Below are 24666 nucleotides of genomic sequence, written 5' to 3' on the forward strand. Positions count from 1 at the left end.
ATCTGGGGTGTATTTCAAGCTTTGTTGTGGGCTGACCGAGGTCAGAAGAAGGCCTGCCCGTGACGGCTATAAGATCTTCTTTAATCCCTCTTCCATGATCTCAAAGGCTCGACCCAATTGCTCCTCAGTGATGACAAATGGTGCCAACACCCGGATAACATTGCCGTAAATGCCACAGGAAAGAATTACCAAGCCAAGCTCCAGACAATGGGCACAAAGGGCTTTGGCTTTTTCCGGTGCCGGAGATCCATCAGCGTTGACAATGGTGATACCGGCCATGGCACCCACTCCACGCACCTCTCCCACGCCGTCAAACTGCTCCTTCCAAATGCCGAATTGACTTTGAAGCTTCTGGCCAAGAATCACCGATTTTTCCAACATATTCTCTTCTTCAAAGATATCCAGAACAGCCAGAGCTGCAGCACAGGCAAGGGGGTTGGCACTGTAAGTCCCTCCAAGCCCTGCCAGGTGCACACTGTCCATTATCTCTTTTTTACCCACCACGGCACTTAACGGCATACCCGCCGCAAGGCTTTTAGCAACGGTCACAAGATCCGGTTCCACCCCCCAATGCTCCATGGCAAACATTTTGCCCGTACGTCCCATGCCACTTTGGATCTCATCTGCCACAAACAAAATACCATGTTGTTTACAAAGGGCAGCTACTTCTTTGAAGAAGCCATCCGGTGGAGCAATAAACCCACCTTCACCCTGAACCGGTTCCGCCACAACGGCAGCCACTTCAGAGGGATCCACACCGGTGATCAATAATTTTTTCAGGGCATCAATGTCACCAAAGGGTGCCCGGTAAATTTCAGGAGCAAAGGGGCCAAACCCTTTTTTATAGGGCTGAACCTTTGCCGTCATGCTCATGGTGAGAAGGGTTCTGCCATGGTAGGCATTGTCAAACACAATAATTCCAGGTCTTTTTGTATAATATCTTGCTACTTTCACAGCATTCTCAACAGCCTCTGCACCGCTGTTAAGAAACAACACTTTTTTATCAAAATCCCCTGGTGTGAGTTTGGCTAACCGATGGGCCAGAGTTACAGCAGGTGCATAAGGATGCACCATAAAGCAGGTGTGCGTAAAATCAGCAGCCTGCTCCTGTATGGCCTTGACCACTTTGGGATGGCTATGCCCCACATTCATCACGGCAATGCCACCGGCAAAATCAATGAACTCTTTGCCTTCCACATCGGTGACAATGGCCCCCCTGGCAGACTTGATATAGGCCTGGGTGGAACTGCAGTGGGCATCGGCGATGCTTTCATTTCGCAACGCCTGTAGCGTTGCATTACTATCTAATTTATTCATTTTTATTCTCCATATTTTTTTTATATGAAATACTCCGCAAACCGGAGATGTATTTCAAGCCTTGTTGTGGGCAGAGCCGGGTCAGAATACGGTCCGCCCGTGGCGGTTTTCCTTCTTATATGTTTTGAGCGGCTTCTTTTTCCGCATCGCTTTCAAGACGACGGGGCTGGTGAAGATGGGAATAATCATATCTAAGCCATTTCAAAAGGGAAAAAACTGAGATGATCATCAAAAAAATCAGAGGAACGCTCACCACAAGACTTGCGGTTTTTAATGGCCCAAGACCACCGATTTTCATGAGCACCAGGGCGATGCCGCCAAGAGCTACGGCCCAAAATCCACGATTAAACAATACAGGTTCCTGCCCCTCTTTCATATCTTCTGAAGAGACAGTTGCAAGGGCATAGGCCGAGGAATCCACGGTGGTGCCGGAATAGACAAATCCCACAAAGATAAACAACGGAAGAATCAACCATTTCATGGGCATCTGCATGAGTACTCCAATAATGGCGGCGGAAGGGGATTGGTTTTTCATGACCTCAATGACGGGGAAAATATCATTTAATTCTGCATGCATGGCATTGTTGCCGAAAATCAGGAAAAACAGGGCGCATCCGCCACTGCCGGCCAGAATAACCGTGGAAGTAAGATCCCGAAAGGTTCGTCCCTTGGAAATCCGCGCAATAAATATGCCCATATAAGGGCCATAGGCCACCCACCATGCCCAGTAAAAAATGGTCCACCACTGGGGGAACATGCTTCTTCGGATGGGATCCGTGTAAAGGGCCATGCGGGCGTAGTTGGTTGCCAAAAGTCCCATGCTGTCGGTGAACACATTGACCATGAAAAAAGTAGGCCCAAGTACAAAAATAATGGCACAGAGAAAAAACACCGCCACCACATTGATGTCACTTAAAATTTTAATACCTCGCTTTAATCCCAGGGTCACAGAGATAGTAAAAATGGCTGTCCAGATCACCACAACCATGAGATCCACTCCCGGTGTATGGGTTAACCCGAACATTTGACAGATGGCCTCAGCCAGCATGGGGGTCCCTGCTGCCAATGTGGTGCCGGTGCCTCCCACAAGCCCAAAAATCATAAGAATATCAATGATCTTCCCAACCATTCCAAGAGCGCGTTTTTCACCAATGATACCACTGCAGGCAGTACTCAGTCTCAAGCCTGTCATTTTTCGATTATAGTAGGCATAACCAATGGGAAAAGCAGATAAAAGATAAATGGCCCACCCCGACGGCCCCCAGTGGAAGATACCGTACATGCCGGCCCATTCGGCAGCTGCCTGGGTGTTTTTTTCAATGCCAAAGGGCGGTGCCCCATAATAATAGGACCACTCAATGGAGGACCAAAAGATCAAAGAGGTGCCAACCCCTGAGCAAAAAAACATGGCGATCCAGCTCCAGCGGCTGAACTCGGGCTTGGCATCGGGTCCTCCCAGGCGAATATCGCCATATTTGCCAAACCCCATCCATAAACAGACAACCAGGGCAAAAATTCCAAACCAGATATAGAGAAAACCCAATTGATCGGTGCAATAGCTGAAAATAATACTGATGGCCTTTTTGGCTTCGACCTCAAAGACTATCATAAATAAAATTAAAGATATAACGGTGATAACAGCGGGCCAAAATATTCCCTTTGCAATGGGGGCTCCGGTCTCTTCTAAAACCATTGGTTTTTCTGAAATATCCTTGTTTATCGCGGCAGTTTCCATACTCATCTCCTTATTCGTGTCTCATTTGAAATTCAGTAACATGCACGGAATCATCAATCAAAAAGTGTGTCACCTCCCTGGGCGACACACTTTGATTGATCTTATTTTCCGGTGTTTTTTCTGAAATTACGAACGCAGTTGATATCTATGTCCAGAAGATCTGCAATGTTGTGCTTGGCCTCTATGCCCTTGGCGCTCCTTGCGCCGGCATGGAGGGTGCCAAGCCTTAAATCTGTACGAACTTCCGTCATGATGATGGGATCGGTGAGGTCCTTTACAGCCACACCCAGTTTTTTAGCAACATATGCTTTGGCTTCCACAAGTCTCATGCCCTGGGAAATCTGCATACGGGCAACCAGATCTCCGGCTGCCCGCATTCCGCCCATTCCCGAGGCCAATGCGTGGGTTACTGCCATTCCAAGGGGATCGCCGACGCCAACCTACAGCCCGTCAAGGTTACACAGCTCCACCAGGGCCTTGGATGCCCTGGAGGTGACATCAATGGGGGTATGGTCATGGACTGTGACGCCGCCAACGCCCATACCGATGTTGGCATGGATGGGAATATCTGCAATGTCGCTGCATGCCTTGGTAAAGGTGACAGCCCGGGCAAGATTCCAGGGGGTGCTTTCTGTGGTACTGGTGTTCATAACAGTTCCAAAGATATTGACACCCGCCTTCTGGGCCAGCTCCAGCATCTGATGATTGTAAAGACCTGCCAGACGAACACCCTCATACTCCAGAGCCCCGTGCATCCCCAATACAAACTCTCCTGCCATGCCCATTTCGATACCGATATCCGGATATTTCTCCCGAAGAATTTCTGCGGTTCTGAGTCCTGCCAGGGCATCGGCATCTCCGGCAGCCCCAACGGTGTCGAGCAAGATACAGTCCACACCGGACTCGTACATGCTGCTGGCCACATCCACCATATCCTTCACTGCTTCATCAACGGCCAGTTCATAGGATTCCTGGGCCTCTTTGATCTTACCCATGGGCATCAGTTCCGCAGGGTTGGGAAATGGACCGTCGGGCTGACTGTAACGCCCCAGATTGGGCTGGGCACCGTACATGATGGGCGCTGTGGTGGTGAGCAGAGCCTGTTCCATCAACGGTTCTTCAAAGGTCAAGATGGGTTTAATCGGTTTATAACTGTAATCCACAAACCCCATCTCCAGGGTGTCCGCACCCATTAGTTTTTCATAAATCTGCAGGGCCGTGATACGGTCCGAAGTGACATTGGTTCGCAGCATTTTGATGGGAGCGCCATCATAGCTCAACACACATTCGTATCCGGGATCCACCCCCACCACCCGGTGGGTGCATTTGAAAATGTCTGCCAGATGATCCATCTCATCCTGGGTCATGGCGGGAATATTGCCCCTTTCCGCCGCATCTTCGGTCCCTGCAATGAGATCTTCCATTAATTCAGATTCCGTCAGCTCAACGGCGGAGCCGTCTCCGTAACGGGTGAGTATTTTTGTCATATTCTCTCCTTACACCCCTCTGTCTTGTTCAGCTGCCAGGACAATGTCCCGGATCTTTTGCTGCACCTCTTCTGACAACGGCGTCGGCTGATGATTTTCCAGGATATTCCGGGCTTTTTCCGTGGCCACTTCGTATAAATCTTTACATCCGCCAGCCTCCCATCGCTCGATACCCTGTCGATTGATGATTGTGGGCTGGGACTGGATGCGCATGTTTTTAAAGGTGGCCGGGTGGCTGAGAAAATCCTTGAACTGTCCCACTTCCCGGGTAACATCCACGGCAAGGGTTTCATCGTTCACGGGAATTCCGCCCACCACATATCGAATCATTTTCGCAAATTCGTTATCAAGGACCAGCTGAGCAAAATCAAAGGTCATACCCGACTCCACCATACCCAAGCCGTAAATGAGGTTGGCACCTGCCAACGCCGGTAACATGGCTGTAAGGGTTTTTTCATGGCCAGTTTGGATATCGGAAATTTTACTGTCAGCCTAACCACCGGCGACAAAACTGGGCAGGGCGTAGTATCGGGCAAGTCTTGCCACTGCCCCACTGATCATGGCGCACTCAGGGGAGCCCACCGAGGCAGTTGCCAGTCTTAAATCCATGGCCGTGGTGGAGCTGCCATAAATGACCTTGGCTCCCTTGCAGGTAAGCTGGCTAAGTACGATGCCGGACAGCACTTCGGCATTATGATTCACCAGGGTTCCAGCCAGGGTCACAGGAGAAGATCCGCCGGACATGGCCATGGAAAGGATATTAACGGCCATGCCGGAACGGGCCGCCCCCATGATTACTTCACAGGTATCCTTAACCAGTTTCAAGGGACTCACCGGACAGGTTATGAAAGTTATTAATGGCCGCTCCAGCAATTTTTCCTTGCTACCGGAAATGGCTGTTGCCATTTCCACGATTTTTTCCAACTGATACCCGTCAAAGGGTCCCATGAAAAGATGTTTGCTGGTATTGTTGAAGCTTGCTTCAGCATTGTGAAGCTGCCCCACTGCCTGGGGTACTTCATGGGCACCCACAGCCCTTTCATAAACATCCACCTCGTCCATGGCATCGGCAAGCTTGGCAGCATTGCTCACATCCTGTTTGGTGGGGGAGCGAAGTTCTCCTGTGTAGGGATCACGTACTTTAACCCCTTCACCAAAGGTGGTGAATCCCACCCGGTTACTCTCCAGAATCACATCATTCTTGGGGTCTCTACCCGCCAGAAAAAGTTTGGAAGGGGCCGATTGAATGGCCTCTTCCACCATATAGGGTGGAAGTTTTACGATTTTTTTATCAAGATCAACAATTGCCCCTGCCCCTTGAAAAATTTCAAAGGCTTCGGGGTCTTCCACAAATACGCCTGTATTTTCCAACACCTCCAGGGTTGCCAGATGAATGTCTTCAAGCTCATCATCCGTGAAAAGGGGCGCGCCGAATCCACCGTTCAGGGCCTTGCCGGCATGACTGTTTCGTCTCAAAGCTACCTCCTTGTTAAAGTTATTATTTTTTCATGAAAAACATGTAAGTTCTCAATACCCAGGGGTGATAAAACCTGATTAAGCTTTTCAACACCGATGAGTTTTTATATGAAATACTCCGTAAACCGCGGCGTATTTCAGACTTTGTTGTGGGCGGAACCGGATCAGAATAAGGTCCGCCCGTGGCGGTTATTTAATAAGTGCCTTGTCTGCCGCTTTGACAATATCGTCAATCTCCTTGAGCACATGATCTTCAAGGGGGGGGACTTCATGACCGGTTTTAAGTTTTTCCAGGTACTCATCGGTGCGCTGCATCAATGTGGTGGGATTGTCAAACCACTGCTTGGAACCGATATAATTAAATAATTTTGATCGAAAGCGTTCTTCTGTTCGAAGATGTTTCATGGTGTGCAAAGCAGAAACATACTCTTTTTTGCCCATGGCCACCTGGGCAATGGCATCCACGCCAAGGGTGGCATGGTTGATGTCACACTTTCGCAAGATTCTTTTGGAATAATCCATTATTTCATTTTGCAGTATCAAAGAGTGGGGGGAGTAGGCATTGTTACCGTCCAGACCGGAACCACCCTGCTCTCCAACGCCGAGCATGGTATTAAACAAGGTTCCCTGGGTCAGATTAAAAATAGTCTGCTGGGCCTGACAGCTGGAACTTGTGGTGCAGGTTGTTGTCACCGGTGTTTTACAATGACGGGACACCTGGGCCACAGCAGCAAACAATGCCTGGAGTTCGGCAGAGGTATACTGCACCCCCCCTGTGGCCATGTCCAGGGACTGGAATAATGCATAATACCATACCGGCATACCGGGTTTAATGGTCTGCAAAATGGTGGTACACCCCATGAATTCCGCCGTTGCCTGGGCAAGAATACCGGCCATGGTATAGGGGGCATTACCGCCCATGAGGGTGGTGATGGGTACCTTGACGGGAAGACCGTAATCAGCATAGAGCATGGCGCGCTCGATCTCATCATCGGTGATGGTTAAAGGCGAAATCACACAGAAAATGCCAGAACCCTGGTTACGGCCTTCCTGCATGGCTTTTTTGCTTCCAAAAACCGCCTCCAGCATCTTCAACTGGTATTGAAGATTCACTGAACTTGAGGTAAGTACCCATAGATTTTTCCGGGTATTCTCAATAAGGGCTCTCAAAGAATAGATATCATAGGTTTCATTGGGGGCATCAGATGGGGTTAAGGATCCCACACAGCCCACATTGCCAAGGGCATCGGAGATATGGGCCTGTTCAGCAATATCCGCACAGGTGAGTCTTGCCGTGGTGTCCCGGTAAAGGTCAAAGCGGTCAATGGCACCTGATGCCGTACGAATCCTGGCATCCACATTGAGCCCTGCCTGATAGTCAAACGCTTCTGTTCGGCCACTGCAGGTGAACTCTTCCGGGGCCAGGGCAAGGGCTTTTTCCACCATGTCCCGGGGAAAATAGACCCGTTTTTTAGCGGCATCCACTCTGGCTCCGGCACCGGACAGCATTTCAAGTGCCCCCTGGTGGGTCATTTCCATGCCCACATTGTCAAGGACTTCAAGGGCGGCATCGTAAACTTTAGTTATCTCTTCAGTGGTGTACATTTCGTAAAATGGAGGCATATTAGAATTTCCCTTTTTTTTATTTGCCTTTTCCAAGAAACGGTCATCTACTTGGAACGCTCCTGGTTTCGACTAAATCTTTTATCAAACACTTAACTTAGGAACCTGAAATAGCAAAACGTGTGCCACCATTACAAAATTTATTTTTATATATTCAATTCAGATAGTTACGCAAACGAATTATTTTAAAGGATTTTTCAGAAGAAACGATTTGGACTCAAAAAATTAATTATCGATCAAATATTGGGTCAATATTAAAAAACAGGAAAGAATGCCACCTTTTGAACGCATATGCTATTTTAATTGAATTAATATAGAAGTCAGATCTTATTAATTCACCATTATAAGAACCAACCCCCTCCAATATTTAAAGCAAAAGAAAGTTAACTCACCAATTCAAAAGTCCTTAATTTATAAGCTTAATACTGGATTATATGAAGGATAAATCAACGATTCATATGCCATAACAATCTATGGAATACATCACGAACACAAACCGGTTCAAAATTCATTTCCATTGTCAGTCATAAATTTTCTGTGTGATTTACTTTATTTAAGAATATTACCGGAAAGGAATATGGAGGGATATTCAGTGTTTTAAATTTGGTATTTAAATAAGGGCTTAATGTTTATAACTCAACTTTCGGGCTTCATTTCAAAGCCAGCATTTTTAAATGTACCGACGGGGTCAGTGTGCCGACGGGGTCAGGCTTTTGTTATTGATGTTATCGACCAAGGCCTTTGCCAACGAAAAAAGCCTCGATAATGTCAATAACGACAGCCTGACCCCACCACGAAATGCGAACACCGAAAGTTGAGTTTGTAAGCGGCGGGTCCATGTACAAAAAAGTTCAATAAAAAAACAGAGATAAAACAAACAGGTTGATTTTATGAAAGCCAAGTCAAATGATTTCCCGGCCAATTAAATGCACAGTTTAAACCCCTATTTTTGTGCAGATGCCAATTTCAGAGTATTGGCAACCATCTCATCCAGACTGCCATCAGCCTTAAACTGTTTTAATTTTTCATTTACCATGGAATAATATTTTAAAATTCCTGATTTTTTTGAAAACCCCATATGAAGTTCCCGGGAAGAAACCACCTTGGGCAGCATCTCTATTTTATCTTGGAATCCCATTTTATTCACCCGCATAAAAAAACCAAACTGAGGAACAACTGCATAATCTGCCCGCAAATTAACGAGCATCTTAATGATTTGATCATAGTGGGCGATTTTCATCATATTTAATTTGGGCTCATACAGTCTAAATTCCGGGCTTATGCTGTCTCCTTTTACCATGACCCCCTGCTTACCTTCTAAGTCCTCAAGGGAATCAAAGAAAAAGCCCTTTCCTTTTGCCACAGCCACGCAGTTGGGAACCGTGACATAGGGTATGGTAAAATCCATAAATTGAGCCCGTTCTCCGGTGCGAAAAATCGCAAGCATGATATCGATCTCACCGGTTTTCATCATATGAATCGCCCTGGCCCAGGGCAAAGATTTTGTTTTAACCCGGACATTGACATCAGAAAAAATTTCTCTGATCAGGTCAACAACAGGCCCGGTCAATTCCCGTCCTTGCTGTCTGGCCCATATGGACGGAGGCGCTGTGACGCTGACCACATCATTGGCATAAACCGGCAGAACCCCAAAAACACTTAAAAGCACACAAAGTATCAATTTCATAAAACCCCCTTATTTTGCTGCCATAAAAAGCATCATACATAGTCAAATTTAGGGATTGATCATCAGCCGGTCCCCGTTTCCCAATGGACACTGACGGCAAAGATGGATTCAGGGCAAAAAAGCACTTAAGACGATTTAAAGGTTGCCGGTATTAAAAAAATTGAAACCACCAGCAAAACACCAATGGCAATAAAAGCAGGATAAAAACTTCCCCCGATTTCAAAAATCCAGCCCGCTGCCATGGGAGCCACGGCTGCAGGAATATTGGCGGAAAACAAGAACCCATATATTGCGCCCATGCGTTTATCGCCCCAACACAGCGCTGTGGAAGAGGCATAAAGCACCAAAATACCGCCATAATTAAAACCGGTGCCAAGGGCAAAGAGATAAAAGCCTGTTTTTGACCCCAGAAACAAAGCGCCCAGGATTAAAAAGAATGCCTGGCACAGCAGATTGGCTTTTACTGCCGTGGCAGGAGTTACCCTGTCAAAAAACGCTCCCCAGGAAATTCTGCCCAGGGCATTGGCAAGGGCAAACAAAGAAACGGCAAACACCCCGGCCTGGACCCCGGAGGCGGTGTGAAGCTCTTTTAGATTGGCATTCACGGCAAATCCTGCGGCCAGCCCTGAAAACATGGCAAAATAAAGAATGCGAAACATGGGTTGAGCCAACATCCAGGAAAAAGAGACGCCCTTGTTTTTTTCAGGCTCATCAATGTTTTTGTTATCATTTTCAGGGGTCTTCATGACAGTGCCTGCCAAAGTGATAAGCACCAGAAAAACAGCGCCCAGGATGGGAAACACCTGGAAAGGGGTTTTTCCCATGTGGGTCATGAGTGCTCCCCCCACCTGGCTGACAATGGCAGCTCCCCCCCCAAACCCGGCAACGGCAATACCGGTTACCAGTCCCTTTTGTTTTGGAAACCACAAAATGGCAGTGGAAAGGGGAACAATATAGGCAAGACCTGCCCCCACACCGGCAATAACACCAATACCCATGACAGTGAATGCAAAGGCATATCCCCCAAGCCCTGCCATCATCCAACCGGACCCAAAAAGAAGCCCCCCCAGCATGGCACTGAATCTGGGTCCCATGCGGGTTAGAACAGATCCAGAGAACACCATGGTCACGGGAAACACAAAGTAAAAAAATGAAAAAGGCAGTTGAACCCCGGCCTGGCTGATGCCGGTGACGGCCTTAAGGGATGCCACATAAACGGACCAGGAGTAGGTGGCCCCAAGGCAAAGCTGCATCACCACCGCAGATAAAAGCACAAGATATCGAGTCAAAACGTTTTTTTATCTCCAAAAAAATCCATGACAAATTGAATATGATTTTTCATTGCCTTATATGCCCCATAGGGATCTCGATTTTTTATGGTTTTCATGATTTCTTCGTGCTGGCGAATAATAATCTGAATATTATCTTCCTTCTCATAAAGCCCTGAGAGATTTTCACGGATACCGTAAAAAAGATAATCATAAAAATTACGCATCACCAGAACCTGGAGGGGATTTTTGGCGGCATAAGCAATGGCCATGTGAAAAGAGGTGTCGGCTTCGGTTCCCAGTCGACCCGAAGCGATCTCAATCTTCATCTCTTCAATGCTGTGGGCAAGTGCCTTTAGATCATTTTCATCCGCCCGCTTGGCAGCAAGGGCTGTGGCGTTACACTCAAGCCCCATGCGCACTTCCAACAACTCTTCAATGGTGGCATCCTGGGCTTCCATGGCCTTTACCAATGGACTTTCTATTTTTCCGTCATGGGTTTTAACAAATGTCCCCTGGCCTTGTTTTTGAACAATAAGCCCCATGGTCACCAGCCGTTGAATGGCATCACGAATGGTTGTCCGGCTGACATTCATGGCCTCGGCAAGCTCCCTTTCGGGCATCATTTTTTCTCCAGGTTTAAGGGTGCCCCGAAAAATCAATTCTCGAATCTGATCAAAAACCTGATCTGAAATACGTTTGGGTTTTATGGGCTTTATGGATACAGTCATATCATTTCATTCCATCTTGAATTAAAAGCAATGTAAAACAATTAAAGTGCTGTTCAACAAAACTGTGCTATAACAAAAAAAAGGGTTTTAAAGCAAGATGATTAACACGGAAAACCAGGGCAGCCCAAGTTAAAAAAATCTGCCGGTGGCAGTTGATATCATCATCTATTTCTCAAAAAATCGGCATAAAGTTCCAGGGGATGTTTCACCTTTACCTGTGCCCCGCTTTTTGCCAGCATATCAGAAATCTGAATCATGCAGGCCGGGCATCCTGTTGCCACGGTATCACAATGGGTATCTGAAATACTTTGCTGTTTTAAGGTCCCGATGCGGGAAGAAATCCCATAATGATAGAGATTAAAACTGCCCCCCATACCACAACATTTGTCAGCCCCTTCCATCTCCACAAGTTCATGCCCCGAAGCTTTTATCAATTGCCGGGGCTCCCGGGCCACCCCCAGCGATTTTTTCAAATGACAGGGATCATGATAGGTCACCGGCCCACCCTTTGTCCCATGGATTTCATCCCGTGGATCAAGGGACACACTATTGACCAGAAACTGATTTATATCAAGGGTTTTTTCTGACAGTTTCCCAATTTTTGCCCGGGTACCACTCTCCTTTCCCTCATATATGGAGGGCCACAATTTTTTAATGGTGGAGGTGCAGGTGGCACAGGCGGTGACAAGGTAATCAAATTTTTCCCGCTCAAACAAACCAATGTGATGTGCCACCAGCTTGGTAAAACTTTTTCTGTCCCCGGAGGCCAGGGCCGGAATTCCGCAACATCCTTGTCCATCAGGAATATAAAGCCCAATGCCATGGTGTTTGAACACCTCAATGACATCATTGGCAATGCGGGGAAATACCTTATCAATGATACAGCCTGTGAACAGGGCCACCTTAATCCCGGATTTACCCACAGGGGTATTCAGCCGGGGGGTCAGGCGATGGAAAGATTTTTCTGCCATGGATGGAAAATGGCGGTTGTCCAGAAGCGGAGAGATCACCCTGGCACAGGAGGTTGCCTGGGGATTTTTATCTTTTTTTGTGAAAACACCCTGGAATTTTCCGGCAAGTTCTGTGAAAAAATCAAAGGTTTTTGGATCGGAAAGCAATTTTTTAAAAATCACCTGCTTGGCCGGTGACAACCCTTTATACTCAGCAAGAATGGCCCGGGCTTTGATAAAGATCTCCACCACATTGACGCCGCTTGGGCAGTTGGCCGCACAGGAGCCGCATAATAAACAGCGGTTAAGACGCTCTTCCACCCCATTGGGATTGTCAAACATATTTTTACCAAGGCCGTCCAGCAGGGCCAATTTTCCCCGGGCCACATCGGCTTCCCGGTGGGTCTGTTCAAAGAGCGGGCACACTGATTGACAGGTACCGCAACGGATGCACACCACCAGTTGATCCTCAAGCTCTTTTACACGTTGTGCCAGGGATTTCATATCATTCATAATTAAAGTGCTCCTGTTACTTTACCCGGATTGAGTATATTATTAGGATCAAGGGCCTTTCTCAAGCGCCTTGAAAACAATATGGAGGATCTTCCCACCTCTCTTTCCAGAAACGGCGCCTTGGCAAGGCCGGTGCCGTGCTCTCCGGATAAGGTGCCCCCCAGCTCCAATGCCCGGTCAAAAATTTCCTCAATGGCCTGTTCCACCCGGAGCCACTCCTCTTTATTTCGTTTGTCAGTGAGTATGGTGGGATGAAGATTCCCGTCCCCGGCATGGCCAAATGTGCCGATACTGATATCATATTTTTGGGAAATTTCCTGCAAAGATTTCACCATGGCGGGAATTTTACTCCGGGGAACGGTGGCATCCTCCAACACCAGGGTAGGCTTTAACTTGGCAAGGGCAGACAAGGCACTTCTCCGGGCTGCCCAGATGCGGTCCCGCTCGTTTTCATCGGTTGCCACCTTGACACTGTCAGCACCAAACTCCCGGCACAGCTCTTCCACCCGGAGGCCGTCTTCTTCCACCTGTCCCGGATGACCGTCCACCTCAATCAACAACAATGCCCCGGCATCCAGGGGTAAGCCTGCCTTGCTGTAAGATTCCACAGCCCGGATGGTGAAATTATCCAGAAGCTCCAATGTGGCGGGCACAATTCGATCGGCAATGATGGCAGCAACGGTTTTTGATGCCTGTTCAATGGTTTTATAAACCGCCACCATGGATTTGCGGGCCTTGGGCAGGGGAATTAATTTTAAAACGATTTCGTCCATGACCCCCAGGGTACCTTCGGACCCCACCATGAGACCGGCAAGGTTATATCCTGTGGCGCATTTCACCGTTCTGGAACCGGATCTCACATGTTCGCCATGGGCATCATAAAAACTGACCCCCATGACATAATCCTTGGTCACGCCATATTTCAACCCCCTCAATCCCCCGGCATTTTCCGCCACATTCCCACCAATGGTGGAAACCGCTTGGCTTCCCGGGTCCGGGGGATAAAAAAGGCCTTTTTTCTCCACAGCTGCGGCCAGTGTGGCTGTGACCACCCCGGGCTGAACAACTGCATACATATCTGCTTCATTAATTTCCAGGATGGCATTGAGCTTTCCGGTGAGTATCACAACACCGCTGTTATGGGGAATGGTGCCGCCACTTAAATTGGTTCCGGCCCCCCGGACGGTCATGGGCAGGCAATACTCACTGCACAACTTGACAATTTTTCCCAGCTCCCCGGAATTTTCAGGCATCACTGCCGCAATGGGTATCACCGCATCAAGGACAGCCGCATCATAAGAGTAGGTCACCATATCTTCATTATCAGCCAATACATTCTCTGCACCGACAATTTTTTTCAATTCGTCAATAATGGTTTTTTTTTTCACAATTCCCCCTTATTTAGTATTGGTATTACCAATATTTTATTCTTCGCGATTCTTACACCGACCCCATCGTTATTTATTGGTCATACCTTAATGCTCGCAAAACAAAAACTATTTCAAAAACAATTGATTTTTAAGGATTTTTAAAAACAATAACAGAGTTTTTCAAAAAATTCAATTATTTTATTTTTTTCTTGACTTTTACAACTCCATGCATTTATTATTGGTCATACCATAAATTTAAAAATAAAAAACAAGCAAACAAGCACCAAATTGGTTTGTTTTAAAACCACAAATCAAACCAAGAAGGGAGGTAGAAAGCCCAACGTTTTATCGGTTCGTCAATCTTCACAATTGGCGATGAAGCAATCGCAGAGTGCATTTATTTTCTTTATTTAAAGTCCTTTGTTCTGGAGGAGAAAAAATGAAAAAAGTTTTAACACTGATTATCGCATGCTTAATTACAGTGACCCTGGCAGCCGGTTCATCCTTTGCCGGCAAAAGAGAAAAATTCGGGGAAGATCCCCGCCACAAAACAGCCAAACGGGTCAGCTTCAAACCCTCGGATAAAAAAATTCGTTGGAAAATGGTTATGCCCTGGTCCAAGGGACTTCTTTTTTACGACATTGCCGTGCATTTCACCGACAGTGTTCGTCTGGCATCTGCAGGACGCCTGGACATCAAACCGTTTTCCGCCGGCGAACTGGTACCGGCCATGCAGTCATTTGACGCTGTAAGCAAGGGATCTGCCCAGGTGGGACATGACTGGCCCGGTTATTGGAAAGGAAAAAATGAAGCCTTTGTTGCCTTTGGAGATGTTCCCTTTGGCCTTGATCCCGAAGGATACAATGTCTGGCTGTACGAACAGGGGGGAATAGAGCTTCTTCAGGAACTTTACGGCAAATTTAATCTTTATGCCCTTCCCGGTGGACAGACCGGTCAGGATATGGGACTTTTTTCCAATAAAAAAGCCACAAAAATGGAAGACTTCAAAGGACTTCGTATCCGTACACCGGGATGGTACATGGACATCATGAACAGCCTGGGAGCATCGGTAAGTCCCCTTCCCGGCGGCGAAGTTTATCTGGCCCTGGAACGTGGGGTCATTGATGCGGCAGAGTTTTCAGCCCCGGCCATTAATTATCCCATGGGTTTTGATGATATCACAAAATATGCCATTCAACCCGGTGTGCATCAGCCCGGCGGACAGTGCAACCTGTTCTTTAACATGGATGCCTGGAACAAACTTCCCGAAGACTTGAAATATATCGTAAAAATCTGTGCAAAAGAGACCCAGCTCTGGAGCCTTACCTGGATAAACAACCTCAACTCCAAAGCCATGGAGAAATTCAAAGAAAAAGTTGAAATTGTCCAGATGGAAAAAGAGACACTGATTCAATTTCGTAAAACAACCCAGGCATATCTTGAAACCCTTAAAGAAAAATACCCTGATGTTAAAAAGGTTCTTGAATCCCAGGAAAAATTCAAACAAGAATATTCTGTGTGGCGAAAAGCAAAAAGCGGTGTCGCACCCTGGCCCTACGAAACCTATATCAGCGGTGAAATTTCCCAGTAAAAATAAACTTTATTGCTCAATTTAAAAGAGCAAACAATTTGATTAAACAAAAACGTCCGCCCGACAGCATCATAAAAGGCGGGCGTTTTACACAACCTGCAATAAATTTACAACCCGCAATAAAAGGGATTTACCCATGCTTGAAAATGTATCTGAAAAATTGACTGCCCTCAACAGAAAGGAGGGAGAGATTGCCTCTTTTCTCATCTACCCTCTTTTGTTCATTGTGGTGTATGAAGTGGTCATGAGATATGTCTTTAACGCCCCTACTATCTGGGGTTTTGAAGCCACCACCTTTTTGTACGGCCTTCATTTCATGTTTGGATTTGCCTACACCGATGTATACGACGGCCATGTAAAAGTAGATATTTTTACATCCTTGTTATCCACGAAAAAACAAATTTTCATGAGAATCTTCACAAACATCATCTTTTTTCTACCGGTAATGATCTGCATGACCATCTGGGCCTTTAAATTTGCCATCACCTCCACCATGGGGCTTGAAGTAAATTCAACCAGCTGGGCCCCCCCCATCTGGCCTTTGAAAATACTCATGGCCGTCTGTTTTCTGTTTCTTCTACTCCAGGGAATTTCAAACCTGATCAACGACATCAACGCCTTTGGCAAAAAATAAAAAGAGGTTATTCACATGAGCCTTGAATTCATGACAATCGCAATGTTTGCCACCCTGGTCATTGCCATTACCTTTGGTCACCCTCTGGCTTATACCCTTGCAGGGGTTGCCACCTTGTTTGGTCTCATTGACAACGGCGGCTCCATTCCCATGCTGTTTGACATGTTTGCCAACAACGCCTGGGGATTAATGAACAATTACACCCTTGTGGCCATTCCGCTTTTTATCTTAATGGCCCAGCTGCTGGATCGATCCAAGGTTTCCGATGCTCTGTTTGAAGCGCTTTATGTGGTTCTGGGCGGGTTAAAGGGAGGATTGGGCCTGGCTGTTGTTGTGGTGTGCACCGTCTTTGCAGCCACCACCGGCATCATCGGTGCTTCAGTTGTGGCAATGGGCCTTTTGGCCACACCGGCCCTGATCAAAAAAGGCTATCAAAAAGAACTGGCCAGCGGCATCATCTGCGCATCAGGAACCCTTGGCATTCTCATCCCCCCCAGTATCATGATGGTGGTTTACGGCGGACTGACCGGCATGAAAGAGACCTCCGTGGGTAATCTCTTTGCCGGTGCTATTTTTCCCGGACTCATGCTGGCATCCCTCTATTTTATATATATCCTCATTCGGTGTAACATCAATCCCCAGCTGGGTCCCCCAATTTCAAAGGAAGAAGCGTCCACATACTCCAGCACCCAGAAGTGGGCCATGACCCTAAAGTCCCTGGTCCCCCCCCTGGGATTGATCCTGGCGGTCATGGGCACCATACTGGCCGGGGTGGCCACCCCCACGGAGGCCGCAGGTCTGGGTTCCGGCGGTGCCATGCTCCTTGCCTTTTTCAACAAAAAACTCAGTTGGCAGGTATTAAAAGAAGCCAGTTATGCCACATTAAAAACCACCTCCATGGTCATGCTGCTTTTCATCGGCGGCAAATTTTTCAGCACGGTTTTTTTAAGCATGGGCGGCGGTGATGTGGTGGCAGATCTTCTCATCGGCAGCGGCATGAACAGATGGGCCATTCTCGGCATCATGATGGCCATTGTATTTCTCATGGGTATGTTCATTGACTGGGCCGCCATTCTTCTGGTCACTGTTCCCATCTTTATGCCCATTGCCATGGAAATCGGTTTTGATCCTCTGTGGTTCTCCCTGCTCATGTGTGTTAACCTCCAGACCTCCTTTCTGACCCCTCCCTTTGGTTATGCGCTTTTTTATTTCAAAGGTGTGGCACCGGAAGGCTATACCATGATGCATATTTACAAAGGTATTTTACCCTTTGTGGCGCTTCAGATCATCAGTCTGGCCCTTTTATGTCTGTTTCCGTCCATCGTCACATGGCTGCCAGGTGTATTTTTCGGCTCATGATAAAAAAAAGTGAATAAGATAAGGAGAAAAGGCTGTGGATCATCACCAACTTATCCAGCAATTCAAGGAAAAAGCTCAACTGGTATCGGCAACGATCCACCCCGAGATGACCCTGGAAACCGCATTGACAACGGCTGTTAAATATTGTCAGAAAAAGTCATCCTGCCAGACATCCCGGCCCTGGGAATCCCCCCCCGGTCACCAGGACAACGGGGGGGCCCGGGAGCATGTAAAAACCATTGCTTTACCGGAAAACCACGCCTCCCTGGAAACGCTCCTGTCGCCCATGTGTTCATCCCGAGGCATTGAGCTTGTGACAAAAAACTTCAGAAACCATGCCCGGGGTATGGACATGGGCATCACCTTTGCCGATTACGGCATTGCCGACACCGGGACCCTGGTCATTGGCTGTGACGGAGAGGACATGCGCCTTGCCACCATGATCAGTGACATCCATGTGGCCCTGCTGCCCCAGTCCCGGATACGCTCCACAGCCCTTGAACTCACAGATGAGCTGGAAGATATGATGGCAGCCCCGGGGGCTTACACCGCCTTTATCACCGGCCCCAGTCGCACCGCAGACATAGAACGGGTGCTGGCCATCGGGGTTCATGGCCCCCTGGAACTTCACATCATGTTGCTTAAGGATTGATCCATGGAAAAAAAAACATCCCAAGAGACATTAAAAGCGTATAGAAAACGCATTGACACGGCCCTTGACAATGATTTTTTAAGAACCGCCATGGACCGCTTTGCCGTGGCCTACAAAGAGGGCAGAAAAAATGCCTTTAAAGATATGGACACCGATGATCTCATTGAGCAGGTGGCAATACTTAAAAAAAAGGCCATTGAAAACAGAACAGCTCTTTTGGAAGAATTTACCTTCCAGGCCGAAAAAAAAGGCATTCAGGTGCACATGGCTGCGGATGCACAAGAAGCCAATAACATTATTTCCCATATTGGAAAGGCTGCCAACTGCCAAAAGGTCATTAAATCAAAATCCATGACCGCAGAAGAGACCCACCTCAATCCCTGGCTGGAAAACCGGGGATTTAAGGTCACAGAAACCGATCTTGGTGAATGGATTGTACAGCTGCGCCATGAAGGCCCGTCCCACATGGTCATGCCAGCCATCCATCTTTCCCGGTATCAGGTGGCAGATCTTTTCTCCCAGGTTACCGATTCCAGGCAGGATGCCAAAATTGAAGGCCTTGTGAAAGTGGCACGGTCCACACTGAGAGATAATTTTATTGAAGCGGACATGGGCATCACCGGTGCCAATTTTCTCATTGCAAAAACCGCCACCATGGGCCTTGTCACCAACGAGGGCAATGCCCGCCTGGCCACCACCCTGCCCCGGGTCCATGTGGTGCTGGCCGGTATTGATAAAATCCTGCCCAGCCTTGAAGATGCCCTTAAGGTGGCAAGGGTCCTTCCCCGTAATGCCACAGGCCAGCAGCTCACCTCCTATGTCACCTGGATCACAGGCCCGTCCCAGTGCACTTCAATGGAAACAGATAAGCGTGAAATGCACATTGTATTATTGGACAACGGTCGCTCTGCCATTGCAGATGATCCTCTTTTTTCCCAGGTGCTGCACTGTGTGAGATGCGGTGCCTGTGCCAATGTCTGTCCTGTTTATCGCATGGTGGGGGGGCACCAGATGGGGCACATTTACATCGGTGCCATCGGACTCATCACCACCTATTTTTTCCACGGCAGAGAAAATGCCCGAAACCTGGTTCAAAACTGCACCAACTGCGGGGCTTGCAAAGCGGTGTGCGCGGCAAACATAGATCTGCCAAGATTAATTAAAGAGGTCCACGCCCGGATTCAGGATGAAGAAGGCCACCCACTTAAAAGCCTGCTCCTGGCCAAGGTACTGAAAAATCGCAAACTATTCCATGGGCTGCTGCGTTCGGCAAGTCTTGCCCAGGTACCGGTGACGGGAAACACCCCCTATTTGCGACATCTTCCCATGGTATTTTCCAATGAACATAATTTTCGGGCCTTGCCTGCCATAGCAAAGGTGCCCTTCCGGGATCGCTGGAAAAAGCTTAAACCCCGCATTGACAAACCTGCCATGAAAATCATTCTGTTTTCCGGATGTGTCCAGGATTTTGTCTATCCGGAACAGCTGGAAGCTGCAGTAAAACTGTTTAAAAAAGGCTCTGTGGATGTTGAATTTCCCATGGGTCAATCCTGTTGCGGGCTACCGGCCATGATGATGGGGGAAAAAGAGGCGGCAAGGGATGTTGCCATCCAGAATGTAAAGGCCATGCGCGGATTTAATGCCCAATGGATTGTCACCCTGTGTGCTTCGTGTGCCTCCCATCTCACCCATGCCACCCGGGATCTGACCAAAGGCTTTCTTCCAGATAAAGAGATCAAAGATTTTATCCAACGGATTATTCCTTTCAGTGACTTTATTAACCGCTTTGCCCCTGAAACGGTACTTCCCGGAGGTAAAGATTTAGCCTCCCATGCACCCAAGGCTGTTTCCACTGCGGGTAAAGGCAAAGTCACCTGGCATTCTCCCTGTCATCTGTGCCGGGGCATGGGGGTACGAAATGCGCCCAAGGATCTCATTGCGGCATCGGGCCAGACCTTTGTCCAGGCAGAAGAAGAAGAGACCTGCTGTGGATTTGGGGGCAGCTTTTCTGCCAATTTTCCTGCAGTATCAAGGGAAATCCTCACCCGTAAGCTTGATGATGCTGAAAACACCGGGGCCGAACTTCTGGTCACCGAGTGTCCGGGATGTGTTCTGCAACTGCGGGGGGGGGCCGTGAATCAAGAGCGCAATCTCAAGGTGAGCCATCTGGCTGAACTTCTGGCCGGTACCGTAAAAACGTCGTCTGATTAAAAAAAGCCGCGATTATTTGGTTTAAAATGCCCGCTGGGCATACACACTCTACATCTCCCTTGAAATCATGACATCTCAATAGATTTTCTTTCAAATCAGATGTTATGATTTCAAGGAACTCCCTCCACAAAACAAATTAACCCCACCAACTCCCTCCTGCCCTTGCCACAACAAAAAGAAAAGGCTCGTGTTGGGTTCCGGGTCTTATATCTTTAAATCCAGTATAATACACTGAATTTATTAAGAATTAACCAAAGGCCTTGTAAATATTAAAACCATAAAGTATTCTCATTAAATAAAATGAGTTATCATCGCTTTAAGGAAATAAAACCCTGAAACACAACATGAGCCTAAATCTTTTACATTGGCCTTGGGTATCTGTTGATTGTTGATGGCAGAATGGTCTTCCCCCCCCTTATTGATTCTGCTCGTCATCATAAAGATTCATGTCAGGATAGTATTCTTCTGCGCATCCGGGGCAGATGCTGTGGCTGATATCTGCATCTGAATGTTTTTCAATATAAGCATCAATCTGATTCCAATACCCTTTATCATCCCTGACTTTTTTACAATATGAGCATACGGGCAATAAACCGCTTAATTGTTTAACCCTGTTTAGTGCATCCTGGAGGTCTTTGGTTCTTTCTTTTACCTTTTGTTCCAGGGTTTCGTAAGATTCTTTTAATTTTTTTGAGGCATCATTGATGGAGGCAGCCACCTGATCAAGTTCATCCCGGGAAGATTGGCTCTTTCTGTTCAGTTTCAGGTAGCCTGATCTTTTATTAACTTTGTAGTTTTTTAAATATTGATCAATGGTGGACAGATGTTTGATGACAAAATAATGAAATAAAAAATAAATAAAAATTGTAACGATGAATGTTTTTACGGTCTGGGAAATTAATACGATAATAAGCCTGTTGATTAAACGGGCATATACGTTGCTCAGGCTTGCAACTATTTTTAACTTTCCAATATCACGGCTGGTGTTGTCACTGACATACACTATGGGGAGAATTTTCTCCACCGCGTGTTTAGAATGTTGTTTTCCAACGCTGATAAAGACCTTTCCTTCACCGGAAAGTTCAAGGTATTCAATGTCTTTAAGATTTGAAATACCCTCAAGATGAAGATGCAGGGCCTTTTCATTAAAAAACCACAACGCATCGGCAATTTGTTTTTTAAAACTTTTTTCTATGCGGGAAAATTGTCCATCAATACTGTCTATATCCCTTTGATATTCAATTTTCAGTTGTATGGATGTTATCACCAGGGTCACAAATCCGCTGAATATCAGGATGTAAAGCAAAAGCCTGTTGGCAATTTTATTTTTAACGTATGGAAGTATCATTAATTCTGTTCCTGAATAAACGCATCATAGTATTTTCGTATCAACAACAATTCTTTTTCATCAGTATGACCTATTTCAGTAATTTTTCTATACTCGGCAGTGGGTTTAATTTTTTTAAGTGCGGCATTCCATTTTTCAATGACCTTTTTGCCCCATTCATTTTTTGAGCAATTCATGTAAACATATGAAATCGGGTCCATTTCAGATATTGGAATACTGATCAGGGTGTTTGGTGCATTTGATTTTTTTTGATAATAGGTCGCCACTATGGGATATTCGATGGTGTAATCCACACGCCCCATGATAACCATTTTAATCAAAGATTCCGGACTTTCAGAGACCCGCGTGAGATTAGAGTCGTTTTCATGATTTTTCATCAAGGAGTCTATTTTTCGGGTAAAGGATCTGTTTTTTTCTGCATATCCCTTGATTCTATTTTCCTTGAGCAACTTGGTTATTGAATAAGAAACAGGATTGCCAAGACGCTGGGCGGTTTCTTTTTTCATAATGATTGCATTGGGCAGAACAAATGTATGCGGTGCTGAATAGTATACGATATTTTCCCTTTTCCCGGTTTTTAAGCCAAAAGTGTAGCAAATGTTTTTATCACTCTCAATTTCATGCCAGAACCTGGCCCAGTTCATTCGCTCTGTCACATGTTCATATTCCGGGAGATTTTTCTGAGCTGTGTCAAGGATATAATTGAATCTGCCAGTGCCCTTTTCCTCGCCGTCAATCATCATCCATGGGGGCCAGTCCAATACCATCCAGGTTATTTTTTCTTTTGAATGGGATACATTACAACAAAGCAGCAATGTGATTAAACTTATTAACAACGCTCTCATTTTTCCCCCTTTACGGGCTTGGATGTGAGTTCTCAATAACTGCCACGGGCATGTCCTGCCGGATACAACGAGTATTGCAACCAATAAAAAATGCTATTATGCCGACTTTAAGGAATTAAAACAAACTTACCCACATGTTTTTTATGGATGAATTCTTTTTGTGCCGCAACAATTTCTTTAAGTGGAAATGTTTTTGCCAGAAGGGGTTTTATTTCATTTTTTTCAATGTAGGAGATGAGATTGGGAAAAACAGGCTCATCCCAAGCCGTGCACCCTGTGAGTTTTAAATCCTTTAGATAAAGGTCCCGCATATCAAGGGCCACAAGCGGCCCGGCAATGGCCCCGGAGGATACAAAACGGCCTCCTCTTTTCAAGACTTTGAGCATTTTTCCAAAGCAATCTCCTGCAACATTATCCACAACAACATCCACGGCGTTTTCACCCAGGATATCCACAATATCATCCCCCCGGGCAATGAGTTTATCTGCCCCAAGTGTTTTTACTTTTTCAAGTTTTGCTTTTCCGGCAATGGCTGTTACAACAGCTCCCCGCCGTTTTGCCAGCTGTACAGCGGCGGAGCCGACACCGCCCGAAGCCCCTGCAATCAATACATGTTCACCCTTTGCCACCCCTGTCCGGTGGAGCATATTTTCAGCCGTACCATAGGCGCATGGGATGGTACCAAGCTCGGCATTGCTCCAGTCACATGCCACGGGGAAGATTTCAGTTACAGGGACTTTTACAAATTGTGCAAACGCCCCGTCAAAATCCGAAGCCATCCAGATATTCTCCAGAGAATCCCAGCCGTTAATGCGCATACAGGGCCGAACCAGTACCCGGGAACCCACAAGGGTTTTATCATATCCTGCTGGAACCGATATCACCCGGCCGCAGCAATCTGTTCCTTGAATAAAGGGAAAGGGGGTTGCCTCATTCCAACCGCCGTCCCCCTGTTTTTCTGCATTTTGTTTTTCCTTTTCTTCCATTGTAAGGGATTCTGTACCGGTTGTCACCCTGGAAGAGTACCAGCCAAGGCGGGTGTTTATTTCAGTATTGTTTATTCCGGCGGCAAGTACCTGTAAAAGAACTTCATTGGGACCCGGTTCCGGAATCGGCACACAGCGGTAATCCAGTTTTTCATAACCGCCGCTTCCCGTTGTGACCACGGCGTTCATGGTTGTTTTGCAATTTTTGATATCAAAGCGATTTTTTCCGGGCTTTGTTATGGTGTCCTTTTTCATACAATCCTTTTTGAAAAACAGAAGAAATAAGACCGAGGGCACGATTTAATGTATGACTCCAGTAATTAATAAGTGTTTGAATATTTAATAACACCTTCGCTGAGTTTACTTAAATTTATATCTAAGCCTATATATTGATATCTAAACATGTACGGACCACAATATATAGAATTGGGTTTGGCGGTGTTTAAATTAAAGTTAAATTTGGCATAGGTGTTGTTTAATATATCGTTTTATGGAAATTTTGGCAACCGGGACCTCTTGAGAGCTCTCCGGGCAACACTTTTAGCAAATTTGGCTTTTACCTGAAAAATTCATGCGGGTACGGGTTTTTTCTTTGGCTCATGTTGTGTTTCAGGGTTTTATTTCCTTAAAGCGATGATAACTCATTGTATTTAATGAGAATACTTTATGGTTTTAATATTCACAGGACCTTTGGTTAATTTTTAATAAATTCAGTGCATTATACTGAATTTAAAGATATAAGCCCCCGGAACCCAACATGAGCCTATTTTTTTTATATGAAATGCTCCGTGTTGAATGTCAGAATAAATGGACAATTATTTTCCGATTATTTTGACCAAGTCAGAATTTTTTCATAATCAATGGACCATCCAGACAACTATCA

At 46.5% G+C, this 24666-nt stretch carries 16 protein-coding genes and 2 pseudogenes; 5 read left to right on the forward strand and 13 right to left on the reverse strand.

Annotated features, from left to right (window positions below; genetic code table 11):
* Positions 1-66 precede the first annotated feature (66 nt).
* From gabT to B9A32_RS12300, 10 genes and pseudogenes are all read right to left on the reverse strand, one after another.
* A complete protein-coding gene (gene gabT / locus B9A32_RS12250) occupies positions 67-1317 on the reverse strand; it encodes a 4-aminobutyrate--2-oxoglutarate transaminase (RefSeq protein ID WP_084069735.1) in 1251 nt (416 codons plus the stop codon).
* Positions 1318-1432: 115 nt separating this feature from the next.
* Positions 1433-3052, reverse strand: a complete 1620-nt coding sequence (locus B9A32_RS12255) for a BCCT family transporter (RefSeq protein ID WP_212637915.1) — start codon at positions 3050-3052, stop codon at positions 1433-1435.
* 101 nt (positions 3053-3153) lie between these two features.
* Positions 3154-4539, reverse strand: a pseudogene (mtbB, locus tag B9A32_RS12260) ([dimethylamine--corrinoid protein] Co-methyltransferase).
* Between the two features lie 9 nt (positions 4540-4548).
* A pseudogene (gene mttB / locus B9A32_RS22150) lies at positions 4549-6015 on the reverse strand ([trimethylamine--corrinoid protein] Co-methyltransferase).
* Positions 6016-6204: 189 nt separating this feature from the next.
* Complete coding sequence (locus tag B9A32_RS12275; protein ID WP_139795811.1) at positions 6205-7638, reverse strand: trimethylamine methyltransferase family protein; 1434 nt, start codon at positions 7636-7638, stop codon at positions 6205-6207.
* A gap of 943 nt (positions 7639-8581) precedes the next feature.
* A complete protein-coding gene (locus B9A32_RS12280; protein ID WP_084069739.1) occupies positions 8582-9325 on the reverse strand; it encodes a substrate-binding periplasmic protein in 744 nt (247 codons plus the stop codon).
* Between the two features lie 125 nt (positions 9326-9450).
* A complete protein-coding gene (locus B9A32_RS12285) occupies positions 9451-10614 on the reverse strand; it encodes an MFS transporter (RefSeq protein WP_212637918.1) in 1164 nt (387 codons plus the stop codon).
* The gene (locus B9A32_RS12290) at positions 10611-11324 is read right to left on the reverse strand and encodes a FadR/GntR family transcriptional regulator (RefSeq protein WP_084069740.1); all 714 of its coding nucleotides are present in this window, start codon (positions 11322-11324) and stop codon (positions 10611-10613) included. Before B9A32_RS12290 ends, B9A32_RS12285 begins: the two co-directional genes overlap by 4 nt.
* A gap of 161 nt (positions 11325-11485) precedes the next feature.
* Positions 11486-12787 carry a (Fe-S)-binding protein gene (locus tag B9A32_RS12295; RefSeq protein WP_084069741.1) on the reverse strand — a complete coding sequence of 434 codons (1302 nt, stop codon included), beginning with the start codon at positions 12785-12787 and terminating at the stop codon, positions 11486-11488.
* Between the two features lie 2 nt (positions 12788-12789).
* The gene (locus B9A32_RS12300) at positions 12790-14175 is read right to left on the reverse strand and encodes an FAD-linked oxidase C-terminal domain-containing protein (protein WP_084069742.1); all 1386 of its coding nucleotides are present in this window, start codon (positions 14173-14175) and stop codon (positions 12790-12792) included.
* Positions 14176-14596: 421 nt separating this feature from the next.
* On the opposite strand from B9A32_RS12300, the gene B9A32_RS12305 reads away from it, so the two are divergent.
* The 5 genes from B9A32_RS12305 (at position 14597) to ldhH (ending at position 20604) form a co-directional block, all read left to right on the forward strand.
* Complete coding sequence (locus tag B9A32_RS12305) at positions 14597-15748, forward strand: TRAP transporter substrate-binding protein (RefSeq protein WP_084069743.1); 1152 nt, start codon at positions 14597-14599, stop codon at positions 15746-15748.
* Positions 15749-15884: 136 nt separating this feature from the next.
* Positions 15885-16382, forward strand: a complete 498-nt coding sequence (locus B9A32_RS12310; protein WP_084069744.1) for a TRAP transporter small permease subunit — start codon at positions 15885-15887, stop codon at positions 16380-16382.
* A gap of 15 nt (positions 16383-16397) precedes the next feature.
* The gene (locus B9A32_RS12315; RefSeq protein WP_084069745.1) at positions 16398-17741 is read left to right on the forward strand and encodes a TRAP transporter large permease; all 1344 of its coding nucleotides are present in this window, start codon (positions 16398-16400) and stop codon (positions 17739-17741) included.
* A 34-nt stretch (positions 17742-17775) separates the two neighbouring features.
* Positions 17776-18393: a LutC/YkgG family protein gene (locus tag B9A32_RS12320; RefSeq protein ID WP_084069746.1), complete on the forward strand. Its 618-nt coding sequence runs from the start codon at positions 17776-17778 to the stop codon at positions 18391-18393.
* 3 nt (positions 18394-18396) lie between these two features.
* Positions 18397-20604 (forward strand): L-lactate dehydrogenase (quinone) large subunit LdhH, encoded by a 2208-nt coding sequence (gene ldhH / locus B9A32_RS12325; protein WP_084069747.1) that lies wholly within the window; start codon positions 18397-18399, stop codon positions 20602-20604.
* Between the two features lie 415 nt (positions 20605-21019).
* On the opposite strand, the gene B9A32_RS12330 is transcribed toward ldhH, so the two are convergent.
* The 3 genes from B9A32_RS12330 to B9A32_RS12340 form a co-directional block, all read right to left on the reverse strand.
* A complete protein-coding gene (locus B9A32_RS12330; RefSeq protein ID WP_084069748.1) occupies positions 21020-21952 on the reverse strand; it encodes a hypothetical protein in 933 nt (310 codons plus the stop codon).
* Positions 21952-22797 carry a TIGR02285 family protein gene (locus B9A32_RS12335; RefSeq protein WP_084069749.1) on the reverse strand — a complete coding sequence of 282 codons (846 nt, stop codon included), beginning with the start codon at positions 22795-22797 and terminating at the stop codon, positions 21952-21954. The genes B9A32_RS12330 and B9A32_RS12335 overlap by 1 nt, the downstream gene beginning before the upstream one ends.
* Positions 22798-22904: 107 nt before the next feature.
* Complete coding sequence (locus tag B9A32_RS12340; protein WP_084069750.1) at positions 22905-24038, reverse strand: alcohol dehydrogenase family protein; 1134 nt, start codon at positions 24036-24038, stop codon at positions 22905-22907.
* Positions 24039-24666 lie beyond the last annotated feature (628 nt).

The organism is Desulfocicer vacuolatum DSM 3385, from assembly GCF_900176365.1.
In the GTDB taxonomy this organism is placed as follows: Bacteria; Desulfobacterota; Desulfobacteria; order Desulfobacterales; family Desulfobacteraceae; genus Desulfocicer; species Desulfocicer vacuolatum.

Excerpts from the sequence above, each read along its gene's own strand:
- gabT (WP_084069735.1), bottom strand. The coding sequence starts at position 1,317 with ATGAATAAATTAGATAGTAATGCAACGCTACAGGCGTTGCGAAATGAA.
- B9A32_RS12255 (WP_212637915.1), bottom strand. The coding sequence starts at position 3,052 with ATGGAAACTGCCGCGATAAACAAGGATATTTCAGAAAAACCAATGGTT.
- B9A32_RS12275 (WP_139795811.1), bottom strand. The coding sequence starts at position 7,638 with ATGCCTCCATTTTACGAAATGTACACCACTGAAGAGATAACTAAAGTT.
- B9A32_RS12280 (WP_084069739.1), bottom strand. The coding sequence starts at position 9,325 with ATGAAATTGATACTTTGTGTGCTTTTAAGTGTTTTTGGGGTTCTGCCG.
- B9A32_RS12290 (WP_084069740.1), bottom strand. The coding sequence starts at position 11,324 with ATGACTGTATCCATAAAGCCCATAAAACCCAAACGTATTTCAGATCAG.
- B9A32_RS12295 (WP_084069741.1), bottom strand. The coding sequence starts at position 12,787 with ATGAATGATATGAAATCCCTGGCACAACGTGTAAAAGAGCTTGAGGAT.
- B9A32_RS12305 (WP_084069743.1), top strand. The coding sequence starts at position 14,597 with ATGAAAAAAGTTTTAACACTGATTATCGCATGCTTAATTACAGTGACC.
- B9A32_RS12310 (WP_084069744.1), top strand. The coding sequence starts at position 15,885 with ATGCTTGAAAATGTATCTGAAAAATTGACTGCCCTCAACAGAAAGGAG.
- B9A32_RS12315 (WP_084069745.1), top strand. The coding sequence starts at position 16,398 with ATGAGCCTTGAATTCATGACAATCGCAATGTTTGCCACCCTGGTCATT.
- ldhH (WP_084069747.1), top strand. The coding sequence starts at position 18,397 with ATGGAAAAAAAAACATCCCAAGAGACATTAAAAGCGTATAGAAAACGC.
- B9A32_RS12330 (WP_084069748.1), bottom strand. The coding sequence starts at position 21,952 with ATGATACTTCCATACGTTAAAAATAAAATTGCCAACAGGCTTTTGCTT.
- B9A32_RS12335 (WP_084069749.1), bottom strand. The coding sequence starts at position 22,797 with ATGAGAGCGTTGTTAATAAGTTTAATCACATTGCTGCTTTGTTGTAAT.
- B9A32_RS12340 (WP_084069750.1), bottom strand. The coding sequence starts at position 24,038 with ATGAAAAAGGACACCATAACAAAGCCCGGAAAAAATCGCTTTGATATC.